This window comes from Streptomyces sp. MCA2 (assembly GCF_023544705.1).
Taxonomy (GTDB): Bacteria; Actinomycetota; Actinomycetes; order Streptomycetales; family Streptomycetaceae; genus Streptomyces; species Streptomyces decoyicus.
In genome coordinates this window covers 1-889 of record NZ_JAMJFM010000128.1, presented here as the reverse complement: position 1 = coordinate 889, position 889 = coordinate 1, and the positions used below count along the sequence as shown (strand labels likewise).

The following is an 889-nucleotide window of genomic DNA, read 5'->3' as shown; positions in this document are numbered from 1 at the left end:
GTCGGTGAGCCGGAAGGTCTGGCGAGCGGCGGTGGCGATGTGCTCGGCGAGGTGTGCGGCGTCCGTCGTGACGGCTTCGATCGTCGGCCGGGCGGCGTCGCCGTGCAGTACGTGCTGGTGAGGCGTGCCGTCGGCCTGGGGGAAGACGGTGCGCAGGGTTTCGTGCCGGTCGACGAGGTCGTAGATCGCCTCACGCAGTGCCTCGACGTTCAGCGAACCGGTGAGTCGCAACAGAAGCGGCACGTTGTAGGTCGCGCTCGGCCCCTCCAGCTGGTGCAGGAACCACAGCCGCTGCTGGGCGAACGACAGGGGTATCCGCTCGGGCCGCTCCATCGGCAGCAGTGCGGCCCGTGCTCCGGTGGTGTGGTGGAGGCGGGTGGCGAGGGTGGCGACGGTGGGGGCTTCGAAGAGGTCGCGGACGGTGAGTTCGGTGTTGAGGGTGGTGCGGATGCGGCTGGTGAGGCGGGTGGCGAGGAGGGAGTGTCCGCCGAGGTCGAAGAAGTTGTCGTCGATGCCGATGTGTTCGACGCCGAGGGTTTGGGCGAAGGCGTGGCAGAGGAGTTCTTCGTGGGTGTTGCGGGGGCCGCGGGTGGTTGTGGTGGGGGTGAACTGGGGTGCGGGGAGGGCTTTGTGGTCCAGCTTCCCGTTCGGCGTCAGGGGCAGCACGTCCAGCGTGACGACGGCTGCGGGGACCATGTAGTCCGGGAGTGTCTGTGCAGTGTGTTCGCGCAGGTCGGCGGTCGCCGTGTCAGCGTCCTCCGTGGTGACGACGTAGGCGACGATGCGCTGGTCGCCGGGCTGGTCTTCGCGGACGATGACGGCTGCTTGGCGCACCTGGGCGTGGTTGGTGATGACGGCTTCGATTTCGCCGAGTTCGATGCGGTAGCCG

General features: G+C 68.5%; 1 protein-coding gene. It reads right to left on the bottom strand.

Annotated features, from left to right (window positions below):
- Positions 1-889: condensation domain-containing protein (locus tag M8I34_RS41110; RefSeq protein WP_250058167.1), on the bottom strand; the 889-nt coding region annotated here is incomplete at both ends.